At 34.5% G+C, this 12,938-nt stretch carries 25 protein-coding genes; 14 read left to right on the top strand and 11 right to left on the bottom strand.

Going from position 1 to position 12,938, the window contains the following annotated elements:
* Position 1 precedes the first annotated feature (1 nt).
* From JOC76_RS05925 to JOC76_RS05910, 4 genes are all read right to left on the bottom strand, one after another.
* Positions 2-1,303 (bottom strand): site-specific integrase, encoded by a 1,302-nt coding sequence (locus JOC76_RS05925; RefSeq protein ID WP_205176655.1) that lies wholly within the window; start codon positions 1,301-1,303, stop codon positions 2-4.
* A gap of 48 nt (positions 1,304-1,351) precedes the next feature.
* Positions 1,352-1,555, bottom strand: a complete 204-nt coding sequence (locus JOC76_RS05920) for a hypothetical protein (protein WP_205176654.1) — start codon at positions 1,553-1,555, stop codon at positions 1,352-1,354.
* A 97-nt stretch (positions 1,556-1,652) separates the two neighbouring features.
* On the bottom strand, positions 1,653-1,850 hold the full coding sequence (locus JOC76_RS05915) for a hypothetical protein (RefSeq protein ID WP_205176653.1): 198 nt from the start codon (positions 1,848-1,850) through the stop codon (positions 1,653-1,655).
* A gap of 225 nt (positions 1,851-2,075) precedes the next feature.
* Positions 2,076-3,059 (bottom strand): hypothetical protein, encoded by a 984-nt coding sequence (locus JOC76_RS05910; RefSeq protein WP_205176652.1) that lies wholly within the window; start codon positions 3,057-3,059, stop codon positions 2,076-2,078.
* 312 nt (positions 3,060-3,371) lie between these two features.
* Here JOC76_RS05910 and JOC76_RS05905 point away from each other — a divergent pair, with 312 nt between their 5' ends.
* The 10 genes from JOC76_RS05905 (at position 3,372) to JOC76_RS05860 (ending at position 6,103) form a co-directional block, all read left to right on the top strand.
* Complete coding sequence (locus JOC76_RS05905; protein ID WP_205176651.1) at positions 3,372-3,554, top strand: hypothetical protein; 183 nt, start codon at positions 3,372-3,374, stop codon at positions 3,552-3,554.
* 22 nt (positions 3,555-3,576) lie between these two features.
* Positions 3,577-3,924, top strand: a complete 348-nt coding sequence (locus JOC76_RS05900) for a YolD-like family protein (protein WP_205176650.1) — start codon at positions 3,577-3,579, stop codon at positions 3,922-3,924.
* Positions 3,925-3,944: 20 nt separating this feature from the next.
* Positions 3,945-4,127 (top strand): hypothetical protein, encoded by a 183-nt coding sequence (locus JOC76_RS05895; RefSeq protein WP_205176649.1) that lies wholly within the window; start codon positions 3,945-3,947, stop codon positions 4,125-4,127.
* Positions 4,128-4,205: 78 nt separating this feature from the next.
* Entirely contained in the window at positions 4,206-4,505 is a 300-nt protein-coding gene (locus JOC76_RS05890) for a hypothetical protein (RefSeq protein ID WP_205176648.1), read from the top strand.
* A complete protein-coding gene (locus tag JOC76_RS05885) occupies positions 4,502-4,792 on the top strand; it encodes a hypothetical protein (protein ID WP_205176647.1) in 291 nt (96 codons plus the stop codon). Before JOC76_RS05890 ends, JOC76_RS05885 begins: the two co-directional genes overlap by 4 nt.
* Positions 4,782-5,006 carry a hypothetical protein gene (locus JOC76_RS05880; RefSeq protein ID WP_205176646.1) on the top strand — a complete coding sequence of 75 codons (225 nt, stop codon included), beginning with the start codon at positions 4,782-4,784 and terminating at the stop codon, positions 5,004-5,006. The genes JOC76_RS05885 and JOC76_RS05880 overlap by 11 nt, the downstream gene beginning before the upstream one ends.
* Positions 5,007-5,021: 15 nt before the next feature.
* The gene (locus tag JOC76_RS05875) at positions 5,022-5,174 is read left to right on the top strand and encodes a hypothetical protein (RefSeq protein ID WP_205176645.1); all 153 of its coding nucleotides are present in this window, start codon (positions 5,022-5,024) and stop codon (positions 5,172-5,174) included.
* A complete protein-coding gene (locus JOC76_RS05870) occupies positions 5,171-5,587 on the top strand; it encodes a hypothetical protein (RefSeq protein WP_205176644.1) in 417 nt (138 codons plus the stop codon). Before JOC76_RS05875 ends, JOC76_RS05870 begins: the two co-directional genes overlap by 4 nt.
* The gene (locus tag JOC76_RS05865; protein ID WP_205176643.1) at positions 5,584-5,814 is read left to right on the top strand and encodes a hypothetical protein; all 231 of its coding nucleotides are present in this window, start codon (positions 5,584-5,586) and stop codon (positions 5,812-5,814) included. The genes JOC76_RS05870 and JOC76_RS05865 overlap by 4 nt, the downstream gene beginning before the upstream one ends.
* Positions 5,815-5,875: 61 nt before the next feature.
* On the top strand, positions 5,876-6,103 hold the full coding sequence (locus JOC76_RS05860; protein ID WP_205176642.1) for a hypothetical protein: 228 nt from the start codon (positions 5,876-5,878) through the stop codon (positions 6,101-6,103).
* A gap of 85 nt (positions 6,104-6,188) precedes the next feature.
* Here the strand turns inward: JOC76_RS05860 and JOC76_RS05855 are convergent, their stop codons facing one another.
* The 3 genes from JOC76_RS05855 to JOC76_RS05845 form a co-directional block, all read right to left on the bottom strand.
* Positions 6,189-6,977, bottom strand: coding sequence for an abortive infection family protein (locus JOC76_RS05855; RefSeq protein ID WP_205176641.1), 789 nt, complete (start codon positions 6,975-6,977; stop codon positions 6,189-6,191).
* Positions 6,978-7,133: 156 nt separating this feature from the next.
* The gene (locus JOC76_RS05850; RefSeq protein WP_205176705.1) at positions 7,134-7,610 is read right to left on the bottom strand and encodes a GNAT family N-acetyltransferase; all 477 of its coding nucleotides are present in this window, start codon (positions 7,608-7,610) and stop codon (positions 7,134-7,136) included.
* A 151-nt stretch (positions 7,611-7,761) separates the two neighbouring features.
* On the bottom strand, positions 7,762-8,205 hold the full coding sequence (locus JOC76_RS05845; protein ID WP_205176640.1) for an ArsI/CadI family heavy metal resistance metalloenzyme: 444 nt from the start codon (positions 8,203-8,205) through the stop codon (positions 7,762-7,764).
* 272 nt (positions 8,206-8,477) lie between these two features.
* Here JOC76_RS05845 and JOC76_RS05840 point away from each other — a divergent pair, with 272 nt between their 5' ends.
* The 3 genes from JOC76_RS05840 to JOC76_RS05830 all read left to right on the top strand — a co-directional run bounded on the left by JOC76_RS05840 (position 8,478) and on the right by JOC76_RS05830 (position 9,519).
* A complete protein-coding gene (locus JOC76_RS05840; RefSeq protein ID WP_275591332.1) occupies positions 8,478-8,804 on the top strand; it encodes an ArsR/SmtB family transcription factor in 327 nt (108 codons plus the stop codon).
* A 72-nt stretch (positions 8,805-8,876) separates the two neighbouring features.
* Entirely contained in the window at positions 8,877-9,065 is a 189-nt protein-coding gene (locus JOC76_RS05835) for a hypothetical protein (RefSeq protein WP_205176639.1), read from the top strand.
* A gap of 28 nt (positions 9,066-9,093) precedes the next feature.
* Positions 9,094-9,519: a hypothetical protein gene (locus JOC76_RS05830; RefSeq protein ID WP_205176638.1), complete on the top strand. Its 426-nt coding sequence runs from the start codon at positions 9,094-9,096 to the stop codon at positions 9,517-9,519.
* Positions 9,520-9,538: 19 nt separating this feature from the next.
* Here JOC76_RS05830 and JOC76_RS05825 read toward each other — a convergent pair whose 3' ends face one another.
* The 4 genes from JOC76_RS05825 to JOC76_RS05810 form a co-directional block, all read right to left on the bottom strand.
* Positions 9,539-9,880: a hypothetical protein gene (locus JOC76_RS05825; protein ID WP_205176637.1), complete on the bottom strand. Its 342-nt coding sequence runs from the start codon at positions 9,878-9,880 to the stop codon at positions 9,539-9,541.
* Positions 9,881-10,546: 666 nt separating this feature from the next.
* Positions 10,547-10,966 (bottom strand): arsenate reductase (thioredoxin), encoded by a 420-nt coding sequence (arsC, locus tag JOC76_RS05820; protein WP_205176636.1) that lies wholly within the window; start codon positions 10,964-10,966, stop codon positions 10,547-10,549.
* A gap of 13 nt (positions 10,967-10,979) precedes the next feature.
* Positions 10,980-11,621, bottom strand: a complete 642-nt coding sequence (locus tag JOC76_RS05815; protein WP_205176635.1) for an MIP/aquaporin family protein — start codon at positions 11,619-11,621, stop codon at positions 10,980-10,982.
* Positions 11,622-11,650: 29 nt separating this feature from the next.
* A complete protein-coding gene (locus JOC76_RS05810) occupies positions 11,651-11,998 on the bottom strand; it encodes an ArsR/SmtB family transcription factor (RefSeq protein WP_205176634.1) in 348 nt (115 codons plus the stop codon).
* A gap of 284 nt (positions 11,999-12,282) precedes the next feature.
* Here JOC76_RS05810 and JOC76_RS05805 point away from each other — a divergent pair, with 284 nt between their 5' ends.
* On the top strand, positions 12,283-12,927 hold the full coding sequence (locus tag JOC76_RS05805) for a hypothetical protein (RefSeq protein ID WP_205176633.1): 645 nt from the start codon (positions 12,283-12,285) through the stop codon (positions 12,925-12,927).
* Positions 12,928-12,938 lie beyond the last annotated feature (11 nt).

The raw sequence follows: 12,938 nt of genomic DNA, 5'->3' as shown, positions 1-12,938 counted from the left end.
ATTACCCCGCCAGTTTAAAACTGTAAATTAATCCATCGTCAATTGTTGCTTCCTGAACTTCTGCAGCTTTTCTTATTTTTTCGATAGCTTCTTTTGTCAGTTTTAAAGCATTTTTTTCCTCTACATATTTTAAAAGAGACTTTAAATTCTTATCCCCTCTTGCGATAGCCACCTCTGTAACGCTAGCACCCATTTCCAGAAGAATGTTTGTAAAAACACCTCTACAAATATGAGTCGACCATGGCTTATCAGTGAGAAATAAGACCTCTTCTGTTCGGCCTTCGTCAACTAGGCTTTTTATAAAGGCCATTTTAACTTTGTTAAACAGTTCTTTATAAGTTTTTCCTGTTATTGGTTCTCCAGTCCTCGGATTCACGAACAATGCATTGTTGTTTATGATTTTTTTCCTATTTTCTAATCGCTTTAAATACTCTTTATGTTCTTTATAAATCTTAGAGAGAAGAGGATTGACCAACAAAGATTGGTTGCGAGGAACTTTCACTCCTTCATGTTGTAGGTTTCTTTTCTTGCCAAATAGTTGTGATTGCCTGTCTCTAATCTTTAAGATAAATTTAGTTTCGCCAAGATCTTGTTCATTCCAATAATTAGGGGATTCTAATGCATCTTTAGTCAAATTGACAACTCCGCCTGTTCTAACCCCTCCAAATAACTCAAAGCAGATGCCTAGTGTGATTTCAGGGGCAACATCTTGGGATATTTTAATAAATCTCTGAAGTAGCTCTAATCGATTTTCGCCAAAATCAACAAGATTTTCACGAACATTTTCATCTCTGCCAGGATAAATTGTGCCTAATTCCAAATCATCAAAAGGTGAGCCGTCAGCAAAGTTTATAGCTTCACTTACGATGTTGTTTTTAACTAACCAGTCATAAAATGAAATGAGGTATGTTTCCACACGAAATACATAGCTAGATGAAAGTTCTTCACTTCTAGCTCTCATTGATAAAAAAGATATGTAATGGGAAGCATGGGTACGTCTCAATCCAAGTAGACCTTTTTCAATTAAATCTTGGAATTCTTGAACACCTAGTTGTGTTTGTTTTGTTAAATAGTTCAAGAACTTAGTGATTTCATAAGCAGCATTCCTTTGTGTACTAAGCCCCCTAGATTTGCCTCTATATTTAGTTTTTATAAAATTTATTAAAGGGGGACATGGATACACTAATCCAGTTGTTTGATCTCTTACTCCGATTCCAATGACCTTTTCGCTGAATTCCCTTTCATTTGCGTAATAAAAGGCAGTGTATTCGACCACTACAAATCTATTATCCTTGCAACTCATAGTAATCTCTCCTAGATATTATTTGTTTTAGCTTTTACACCGAATTATCTATGGTGATTTTTTTTTGCGACTCTCCCGATGTTCAGGTGCGATCAGATCAACAAAAATAAATGACCCCTTCGACTCATAATTTGCGAGAAGGGAATGTAAAGCCATTAACATTAGCTGGGATTGTTGGAGTTTGGTTTCTTCGCACATGATTTCAAAACGTTTTTTTAGGTCAGGTGGTATTGGAAAACATAATCTCTGCATTAATTCTCCTCCTATACAATTTGTTCATAAGAACACGCATATTGCGTTTCGATGGTTACAAAAAGAGAAAGAATGGTTATTTTGACTTAACCGTTCGTTATTTCCTCATTTTTACAATCTCCACAAAAATGGATTGACCGTGTTCCTGGTAGTTGGCCACTAAACTAGTAATAGCAATCAAGCTAAGATTATTAAGTGAAATCCCAGTCTCTTGACTAATTGTGAATAGTTGCTCTTTTAGGTCAGGAGTCATGTAAACACCGAGCCGTTCTGTGTTCCTAAAAACATTTGTCATTGGAAATCTCACTCTCCTTTTTTTGATAAAACACGAACATATGATCTATTTATATCGATTGTACCCCAAACATTAGTTCGTATCAAGGGGGAGATTTTCGACTTCAATCGTTAAAAACTTTGATTCATATTGAGGATTCCATTTTATATTTTAGATAAAAAAAAGGGAAAGCATTATATGCCTTCCTAAAAGTCTAAAATTATGTTATAATAGTCAATTCATCATTTATTTAAACAACTCTTTAGATGGTATTTCCATTTCTGTAATTATCACATATATATCTTCCGCAGTAAGTGCTACTTTTCCTTTTACCATTCGTCGTATATGGTCATGATCTTCCCACTCCCATATTTCTCCGAAATCTTCAATGAAACTTTTAATAGTTTTGTAATCGGATTTTTCTATAGCCTCTTGTAAATTCTTTGTAAATATCTCCCGTAGTTTCTTATATCCTTTTCGTGGATTTGCTTCTTCCTGGACTACTTCCAATATCTTAACTTCTCTAATAGCTTCTTCGTATGTATCCTTTTCACTATGCATTTTTGAAACTTGAGAATAATAGGACATTATTTTTTTGTCCAGTACATCCAATGGGGCATTATCAATTTCTTTTACTAATGAATCCACAATAATGTTTTCAATTTTTTTATGCTGGATATGAATTACATAAAATTCAGCGGCAAAAGCAATTGTTTCTTGTAAATCTTCTTTTAATTTATCATCCAGATACTTAAAGTCTGCTATTAAGGATTCGCATACATTCTCAAATAAAATTTCTAGGTCCGAATCGCTCAATGAACTAATTAAATCGGTGTTCTTATGTATCGTTACTTTTTTGTCTTTTGGTGCTAGCGATTTTATTTGGTGTGCAATAAATAAATATTTATCAATTATTTTAGTGTTAAAAACGTTCTGTTCTAACTTTTGTTTTTTAATTACCGCTTCCGTTTCATATATTCGTTTTTCAATTGCTGTTCCATCAATGAACGGCTTTTCTTTTTGTGCTTTCATAATGTAATAGTATGCAACTTGTTTTAATTTATCATGTTTAAATCTCAAAGTTTCATGGAGAATCATCGGATCAAATGGTCCACGATTTCGACGAATCATTCGTTTTTTTCTATGCCAATTAAACAGTTGATTAAACAAAACGAGTTTTTTACCATAATTGTATTTTTTATATTTTGAAAATAAATCTTCCCAGGACATAATGCACCTCTAAATTCTTGTTGTCCTAATGATAAAAAATAGTATCAAATTTGAACATGGTAAATGTAGGAGTAGTGTTAAAAAAACACTATATAGTGTGATTGAAAATAGAACACCAGTTCCTATAAAATAATAGAGAAGAATTCTTTAAAGAAGGAGTTGGTGACTATCGAATCGGAAAACTACTATTTCAAAATCACCTCAATCCAAGCATTCAATAGGAATAAGCTTCGTGGTTATTACATCTGGGGGCTATATCAAGAAAAGGATGTTGAAGAGTACCTCTACCTATATTTTTTGGAGGTGTCCCATATGTTTGAAGTTTATAGCAAACAATGCTTAAAACGGAGAGCCGATTATCTTCTGGACATGCTTGGTCTTGGAGTCGACCCTGACACAATATTTGTAGAGTTAAGCCATGAAGTCTTTTTGGCAACCCACAGCTGGTTCAATGAAAACCGAAAGTTTTTTATCAATAAACAAAAGTGGGCATAAAACAATCAGGAGTGTGTTATCAGTGATACGTGACAGTGGTATGAAGAAATGGTATGGTTTCATGATGCCCGAAAATGTAAAAGCAACTAGGCAAATGTTTAGTGAGGACAATAAACAACCACGCCCCACATTAAACGAAGAACAAATTGAAGAAATGGAACGATTATTACAGGAAAGCCTTACTCAAGGAAGCTTTGTTGAGATCACGACGTGGAAGGACGGCTATTTTACCAAAAGGGTTTGTAAAGTAAAGAAAGTGAACCCAATAGAAAAAAACATTGTCATTGAGGACGAGTTTAATTCCAAATTCAAAGTAGGATTTTTTAATATTACTAGTGTTATTGCAATTAGCAATGGTAATAGCCATTAAGAATGCTAGGAGGTAAGCCTTTGACTAATTTAGAGAAGTTTAAATTAAACATGGCCATACACCATGAAAAAATGAAGGTTCTTATGAGATTAACTTCTATTCTCGCTACAATTAAGATGTCCCAATCCCCAGTAATAGGAATAAAAAGACTTGAAGAATTTGTTGAACAATTAAAGAAGGAAATCAGAAGTATTGAATATTGATGAATTGGGAGGAAAGGTCGATGGTTCTAATTCATGAGATGTTAGGTGGAATATTGCTGGAAGAGATGGTGAGAAAAAATGATTGAACCGATTCAGGTACGCATTGTAAAAGCTATTATTCGTGATATGGATGACCGCATGGGAATGAGTGAGGATCTTCGTTCAACCGACCCTGACATATTAGTTGCGATGTTTGAAAAGTGGATGGAATTGACCGCAAACGAGCTGCTAAAAGATGGTTTGATTGATAAACCGCATAAACCTATTGTTGATGTAAAAACGGCACACTTCGTAAATATTGTTAACCGTTCTCCCTACTATTTTCAAGAAGGATCCGAAGGTTGGGAGCACATCTTCGAGGAGGACAAAAATAAATGATGATAGGTGAACTATGGGATTATGAACCAAAATTTGCTTATTATTTTATTGGTACAAGCAGTAAACTATGCAGATTTACCACTAATGAAGAGTTAAAAGAGGGTTCAATCGTAGCGTTCAATTATATTCCTGTCGGGGCAACTCTTGTAAAAGTAACTGGAATACTGGAAGGAAAAAAATATACAACTGTTATGTTCGAGCCAGTTGATTACGTTACTGCCGTTGAAGTTCGTGATGTGGAATCATTATCACGCTATGATTTGAAAGAGAACGAGAATGAGCAATAATTACAATGGTTCGCAATTAGATCTCGTCATAGAGCACCTTGAAACTGAGTATAAACATTGGCGAAGAACATTAAATTGGCATCGTATATGGCTTGAAATGTACGAAAATAGTAATTCTGATTATGTAGAAGTAATCAAGGAATCAGTACAAAAATTAATGGATGAAAGTGATTATGCTTATGGATGCCTAAAAGCATCCGAAATCCTGCGATAACACTGGGGGGCGACAATGGACCATAAAGAATTAATATGGTTGCAAGAAACAGCAAAAATGTTAAAAGACGATGCTATTCGAAAAGACTACGAAGAAATGATTAAGAATAGCCCCGAAGTTGCTAAACATTTTGCCATGATTATTAATCCGAGGCGGTACGATAAATGACGGACGAAGAATTTTTGATATTTGAAAAAGTAATGCGGGAAATACACAAGCATTGGCATTGGAGCGATATAAGGACAGAAAGGGAAATAAGCGATTATCGTAGAGGTTACAAGCAATTAAAATTAAGTCAATTACCGCCAGAAGAACAGAGATACCAGTGTGAATTAAAAAAGTTTATCGAAGGGTTAAATGGTATGTCGTCGACAACCTATTTAGCGGCTCGTCTAAGCGTTATTCGTAATACCGAAGATTTACTAAAAACCGCAACTAATGTAAAAGCGAAAAAAACGTTTGGTAAAATAGTCGATGAATTTTACCGATTGGTAAAAGATGCGAGAGTATCGGATGATTTGATGGAACAAGCACGGATTAGAGCCAGTTTACCTCCATTTAGAAAAGGTGATTACAAATGACCGATAAAAGGGAAATAGACATTACTAAACACCCGTTTTATATAAAGGATCCAGTAGCAAGGCAACGAGCACTCGACCAAGCTGTCGAAAGGGCTAAGGAGATTCTGTTCCCATCGGAGCCGCCGAAAGAAATCAAATTCAAACGTGAGACACGGTTAGTATTTAACAGCGTGAAGGAGTTCAATAAATTCTATAAGGAATGGAAGAAGACTAATAGGCGATTATGACCGCTTATATTATAGTTCAGATTCCCTTAAAATGAATTGCCCGAATGGAGGGTTTTTAGAAATGGACAAGGTAACCGATTGGGCTTTTCTTCTATTCAATGAAACTTCTGATGAAGAAGTGAAGGCAGCGGCAATTATGTTATTGAATGGAGACTTAACAGTAAAAGAATTAAAAAATTTGGATATAATCAAGAATCATTTTAGTTCCATAAAGAAGAAACGAAGAAAAGGCATAAAAAGTAAAGAGCTTAATAAGTTTGTAGAGGAACATTTATCATTGAGTAATTAAACGATTTAAGAATAGTAGTACTCAAAAATCAGTTCTCAACTTGACTGAAAACATAAAAAGGTAGGTGTTAACCTACCTTTTTTATTTATGCGTTCGTTTTGCTGTCTATGTAATACAATAAAACTCTCGAAAGATTGATAATAAACCTGGCCTCATTTTCTTCTATAATGTCATCGTTTGGGTGAGAGAATCCATGTCTATTTCTAATGTCGTTCATGTTTTCCAGAAATTTGCTTATGGCGTTTACGGTTTGATTTATAGGTCTTTGATGCTCTTTTACATCGATATTGAAACTTGGATGTTCAGTCTTCAACCTTCCCCACATATCCTGAATTTTCACATTCTGTTCATTGAATGTAATATCTTGTTCATCGCACATTTCTTTTAAATAGCCGTGTAGTGCAGTGTGAGCACGATCAACCGCACTACTGTAAGAATGATTTGCAATCAGAGTATCCGCCTGCTGTAAGACCTCTTTTACAAACTCTATATCATGTTTTAGCTCACCTTGCTCTATTACTTCTCCCCTCAGCTGAGTGATCCATTGAGTTATTTTTTCGTGCAATCTTTCTTTTTGCTTATATTCTTTTAGTGTTATGAACTCATTTTCAAGCCTATCTTCGAAATACTCCAATGGATACTTTTCAAGAATCCCTAAAAGTATCTTCGACTGTTCATTCGAATTGGAGTCCGATAAAATTTTAATAAAGCGTTCTCTTGTGGTTCCCTGATATTCGTTTGGGTTAATGTCTAAACTGCAATACCTAGGATAAAAATCAGCATGAGATGGGTATGTAAAATCCCCTAAATAGCCTCCATTTACCCCTATGTATGAAACAACACTGTTTACCTCAACTCCGCCTAATTTGCTCAACAAAAACACTCCTATCAACTAAACTGAATTTCCTTAAAATGTCCAAAACGTAATATTCGGTATGCTTAACCCACATTCCTGCCCATTGAAGGAAAAAGAAAAAGGGTAGCCAAAGCGACCCACTTTTGAACTAAAGCACAGTTTAATTGAATGAACTTAATTGATTCCAACCTTATTACTTCTTCTTTCTAACAATACAGTATCACGCCAAACACCATCCATTTTCCCAATACGTTCTCTTCTACCAACCTCCCGAAAACCATGCTTACTATGCAATTTAAGGCTAGCAACATTTTCAGGGAATATACCTGATTGTAACGTCCAGAAACCGTTCTGTTCGCTTTGTTCAATCAAGGAATTTAAAAGCCTACTGCCAATCCCCTTTCCATAATTGCTTTGACTAACATAAATGCTCACTTCGGCTACGCCTGCATATACACATCGCCCTGAGACTGGGGTTAACGCAGCCCAGCCCAAAACCTTTTCCTCTAAGCGTGCAACAAGACGACACTCCTTCACATGACTACTATCCCATTCTTCCCATGACGGAGCTACCTTTTGAAAGGTTGCATTACCAGTAGCGATTCCTTCTAAGTAGATTTCACGAATCTGGTCCCAATGTTCCCGTTGCATTTGTTTGATAACTATTGAATCTTTCACTCAAACCACCAGCTTTGTCTATTTATTAAGTTCAATATAAATGCAATGCGTATTTCCATCAAGTAATAAAAAGCGTTTCTGCTTATACAGAAACGCTCAAGGAGTTGCTGTTAACCTTAGAGAGTTAACAGCATGTTGAAGTTTTTGTTTCTTCTTTGGTCGGTTGAGTTGCACAACAAGATGACTCCGTAGTCATTGTTTCTACATCGCTTTTTGTATAAAAGAACTCCCATTCGTTACCGTCTGGATCTGTTACCCAAAATTTATCCTGGGTTGCATAGCAGCAAGTAACGTCCATTTCTTCACGAGCGAAAAAGCCCAATTTCTCTAAACGACCTTTATGTTGGAAAACTTCATCTCGGTTACCAACTTGAAATCCAAAGTGTCCAACTTGGTTTCCTGATACCTTATCTTTTAAGTTTAAAGTGAAGTTAAGGCCAGGATCATCAAGTAAAAACTTAGCATAGTCTGTTTTTATCTTTACAGGCTCCGTATTGAATACTTTAGTATAGAACTCAATTGATTTTTCTAAATTTGTTACATTCACTCCAACATGCATTTTCGTCATTAACATCTCCTTTTAATAATGGGTTTTTAAATCAAATATTTTTGATTTATTAGCTATAAATCAACTTTTTTTGATTTATGATTACAGTATATTAGCAATTTTTTCTAATTACAACCCCTTAATCAAAAAAAATTGATTTATTTGTATCATTTTCACGCTTCTGAAATATGATAAGAATAAGTTTAAATCAATTTTATTTGATATTGACATATGAAAAATTTGGATATATGATGATTTCATCAAGATTATTTGATTTAGAGAAGGTGAAACCTATGACAGAAGAAATCCAATTACAAGACATTTCGATGGATAAGTTTTTTGAAAAATACGAGCTTAAATTTAAAGCAATTGCAGATAAAAAGAGACTCCAGATCATGAATATACTCACAAAAAACGGGAAGATGTGTGTTTGCGACTTGGCACCGTTGATGGATATGTCTCAATCCAAATTATCTTATCATTTAAAAATCTTATTAGACGCTAATATAATCATCAAAGAAACAAAAGGAACCTGGAGCTATTACGAGCTAAATCAAGAAGAGCTCAATCACCTATTGTCGCATGAGCTTTGCTGTGTTTTCAAACCAACCTGTTGTTAATTTTTTTTAAACATTAAATCAATTTTTTTTGATTAATTTATCAATATAATTTGATTAATTGGAGGGTTAAACATGTTTAATGAGTATGAAAAGTACCTAATGATGAAACTACGCCAAGAGGAAGTAGAAAGAAATGCCCGCAACGTTTGGAAGTTAGAACATCTTCAAAAGGAATCTTTTTTCAAAAAGCTATTAACGAGTTTTAAAGCGAGAAGGGAAAGCACTACCGTAAAAACTAATTGTGAATGCGTTTGTTGCTAAATCTCGACTTTAAAAGGAGGTTGAAACGTTGACCGTCAACCATGCTAGCACCTTGAAAAAAGAGTATTTTCTTTCTTATATAAATTTAATCAAGATTTCTCGAAACTGTTCTTTAGAAGAAGCCAAGGATTTAACCATTAGCTTCTTTTTCAAAAACAACCCCATGAGGTATGGTAACCAGACGTACGAACGTTTTTTAGATGCCTATGAACAGTTATCTAAGACTATTGGAGAAAGCATTAATTTAGAGAGTGTAAATGTAGCACTTAAAGTAACAGGACAGGATAATGCAATTCTAGTGCCTTTTATCGATTTAAAAATGTCTATGACTTCATATGGTTTTGCAGATAATATGATTACTGATTTACCTTGTTGTTGCACTCAACAGCTTCAGATAAAAGCAAACACACCTTTATCTGGATTAAAGTTAAAAAGAAGTAAGACCACACCGTGATTGGTGTGGCCTTTTCGTTTTAGATTCCGTTTAGGAGACTATCATAACCTGAGAATAAAACATAAGTATCAAACATTTCTTCAGCCCATTTTACACTACGATGGTCAAAAGACCAATGCAAATTACCTAGGCATTCATCTAATTGTTTTTTCATGTTTTTAGCATTTATGTTCCGAGTATCACCGCATATAGTAAGAAATATGTCATTAACACTGGTCCAACGCATCACTTGATCCCTTTTAATATTATTATTGGCCCTGGCCATGATTTCCTTTATATCCCTGTGCGGAATACCACCCTTAAATAATGCATTTGCAATGTAACCTAAAGCTTGCTTTTTCGAATAAATTTGTTCACTCATTACACATCGAACTCCTTATCATATTCTGGACACCCAATGATGTAATGAACTGAGATGTCTCGCCCGCAGCGGAGAAGCATCTAATCGACTCAGATTTTCTTCCACATATTTTTTTTATGTATTAAATCCTTTGCTTATACCAGTTTAAAAAATTTTAATTTTTAATTAAATAAGAAAAACAGAAAAAACACCGTTCTATTACGGTGCTTTTTTGTGTTTGATACAGACTTGCTTTAAAACAGAACCCTTTCCTTATAAAAGGCCTTCCTCTAACAACATCTTCCAGTATTACCTATCATTGAAATCCCTTTTCCATCTCCACTGCGATCGAGAATCAGGCCTTCTGTGTTGGGTTCGATAATAGGGTCAATTGCAACCTGTATTTCATTAATTGTGACGATAATATCGTCTGCTTCTGGCTCATCCAGAGCCAGTCCAATTCTTGGCTGTCCTCAGCCAAAGCCATCAAAAAAAATTCGAATGTTCTTAGCATTCTCTTCTTTGAACATTTGTTTAAACATATCACGGCCTTCGTCTGTAATTCTCATGTTCGATTCCTCCTATATTCAAAGTTCAATCTTATTTTACTCCACTACACATTTGCAGAGTAGAAGTATTGCTTTACAATTGTTTAGCCAGGAGAATTCTCCTGGCTGTTTAGTTATCTTACTCTCCAGTTTCGGCAAATCGTTTAATTCTTTCCCCAATTTCATCACGGACACGTTGGAAGAATGCCCATTTTTCCTCATCCGTTCCTTCTGCCTTGGCAGGGTCATCAAATCCCCAATGAACTCGTTTTACATGTGGAGGGGTTACAGGGCAGTGATCTGCTGCATGACCACATAACGTAACAACTAAATCTGCGTTATTTAGAATTTCAGGATCGATTACATCAGATGTTTGATTTGAAATATCAATACCAGCTTCTTTCATCGCTTTGACGGCATTCGGATTTAAACCATGTGCCTCAAGACCAGCACTTTTCACTTCCCACTCATCACCTAAATGATTTTTAGCCCAACCTTCTGCCATTTGGCTTCGGCAAGAGTTACCAGTACATAAGAAATAAATTGTTTTTTTAGACATGTTGTATACTCCTTTATTTTTCGTGTAGTATTTTATAAAAAATTGCCGCAAGACTTGCTCCTAAAATCGTTGCGACAATATAAATCCATAAACATTGTATATTTCCTGATACGATTGCTGGTCCAATTGATCTTGCAGGATTCATGGATGCACCGCAAATTGGTCCTGCAAACATAGCTTCTAAACCTACGGTTGAACCAATTGCAATTCCTGCAAAGTCTTTTACAGCCTTCCCGTGAACAGCTGAGCCGAAAATAACCATCATTAAGAAAAATGTAAGTATGAATTCCAATAAAAATGATTGCTCCCATGAGCCTCTTGGTAAGGTGGTCCCTAATGAAGCAACATTTCCAAATAAACATAATAAAGTTGCACTAGCAGCAATACCTGCAATGAGTTGAGAAATAATGTAATAAATGGCTTCCTTTTTATTTATATCCCCATGAATTAAAAACCCAATGGTAACAGCTGGATTAAAATGTGCACCTGAGAGGTGACCAAACGTAAAAATTAATGCCATAACAACCAACCCAAATGTAAGGGCGACACCTACATGAGTTAAACTTTTTGTAATCGAGTCTATAACTACTGCACCTGTTCCAGCGAAAACAAGAAAGTAGGTTCCTAAAAATTCGCTTATTAACTTTTTTGTCATTTCTATTATCCCCTTGATGGTTAAATTGCTTAACAACCACAACGAAGCGTAGGATTGCTTTTTTCAATCTGTTTAATTTTTTCTGTCTGGACTGGTACATGCTCTAAAACATCCTCAATAAGTCCATATAAATTACTTTGTGGATTCAAAGAATAAAAAATCCACTGACCCCTGCGGTCCTCTTTAACTAAACCTAAATCCTTTAGTTTTCTAAGATGTTGACTGATAGAAGGTTGACTCATATCGAATACTTCTTGAAATTCACATACACAGCATTCTCGTTGTTTTAAAATTGCAACAATGGTTAAGCGTGTTTTATCTCCTAATAACTTCAAAACGCTTGCAGCTCGTTCCATGTCAACTATTGATTTCAACATCATTTACACCTCCAAATAAATGGTTTAATTCATATAAATATTAATATATAACTATTTGCTTATATAATAAATCAATGAACATTCCAATTCAAGTTCACCAATGTAAAGTTAATGTAAAATAAACTGATACTTTAGCTATCAACCTAATTATAAAGATTATAAATGATTGAAAGATTCTTTTAGAAAAAATCGGCATATTGTTTGTTGTTTTGTAAAAAATTGTAGGATAATTTAGGGAGAATGAGTTCGGTTTATATATTATTCATAGGAAAAGAGGAAGAACATTGTCATTAAGGTTAGCAAATAAGAAAGAAGAAACAGGTTGTATTGTTTGTGGGGGACACTTAGGTAAAAATAATAAAATATGTGAGGATTGTCATCCTTTTTGGGATAAGGCTGCAATGGTTATAAAAGATAAAGGTCGGAAAGAAGTTAAATTTGATAATGATGAAAAACAAAATAAAATTTTATTTGCTCAAGAAATGAGAAAAAAATGGATAGAAAAAAAAGACACTCATTTTTTATGTCCTTATACTATGTTGCCTATGCAATTAAAAAACCCTATCACAAAAAAAGAAGCAGATGAAGATGAAAAGAAAAAAGAGTTGCGAAATGGCTTCAAATACCTACGTTTCAGCCCAGACAGAATAAGTAGCAGTGATTTATATGTGCCTGGAAATGTAGAAGTATGTACATATATTGGCAATATTATGAAAAATGATTTGGACGTTACTGCTTTTGAATCTGTATTAACGGAAAGAATTAAAGATAAAATAACCATAGATAAAGATGAAGTTCTGGTAAAATTGTTACTTCGACCGCTCCTAGATTTTTATTCAAAAGTAGATTTGTCAGAACAACAACTAGAAGACCATAGTACAATAATTGATGAAATAAAAAGAACAATAGATGAGAAAAAGAACAATTAGGAACAAAAAAG

Origin of the sequence: Neobacillus cucumis, from assembly GCF_016908975.1 — a bacterium.
GTDB lineage: Bacteria > Bacillota > Bacilli > Bacillales > Cytobacillaceae > Neobacillus > Neobacillus cucumis.
This window is presented reverse-complemented; position numbering and strand designations above follow the sequence as displayed.